We start from the raw sequence: 703 nt of genomic DNA on the forward strand, positions 1-703 counted from the left end.
TTGTAGGTGCAACAGATGCCTCTAGTTTCTTAGGAGATAATAAGGACAATGTTGATTTAGCCATTTTTGGACCAGGTAATCCATTAATGGCACATCAAATCGATGAATATATTGAAAAAGATATGTATCTGAAATATATTGATATTTTTAAAGAGGCTTCCATTAAATATTTAAAAGAGAAATAAGAACGATGCTGTCAGCTGCCCTATTCGCATGCTGGCAGTTTTTTATTGCGAATTTTAAGTTGATAGAAATAACGATGAATATTGTTTGAATGTAAATATTCAAATATCAACAAGCACATTTTCATTGATTAAGTGATGTAAAACTGAAATTATTGTGCTGATTTGTCATACATATATTGACTAATGGTCATATAAAAAGATAGCTTCTAATAGTTACATAAAACTCGTAAAAACCTTCTCGTAAAAGGAATGGGACATAAATCCCTAGAAAACAGCAGCTCAACGAGCTGTAAATTATCAAATACATTTGAAAAAAGCTGATTTCTATCAAATAATTAATAGAAATCAGCTTTTTTACATTGCCTAAGAACTTAATGTCTCTGTCTCTTTGGAACTTTATATTTCATAAGTACTATTTTATTGTTTAACCTTTTTTTTAAATAAGGTATAAATCTACAATATCCAAATAAGCCCCATCGATTCTTATAATAGTCAAAATAATTATATTCATGTATTAC

The 703-nt window shown here is 28.4% G+C and carries 2 pseudogenes; one reads left to right on the plus strand and one right to left on the minus strand.

The window, feature by feature from the left end:
* Positions 1–185, plus strand: a pseudogene (locus IDG60_RS18565) (succinyl-diaminopimelate desuccinylase); the annotation flags it as partial.
* A gap of 371 nt (positions 186–556) precedes the next feature.
* On the opposite strand, the pseudogene IDG60_RS18570 reads toward IDG60_RS18565, so the two are convergent.
* Positions 557–703, minus strand: a pseudogene (locus IDG60_RS18570) (class I SAM-dependent methyltransferase); the annotation flags it as partial.

It is taken from the genome of Staphylococcus sp. EG-SA-2, assembly GCF_017152085.1.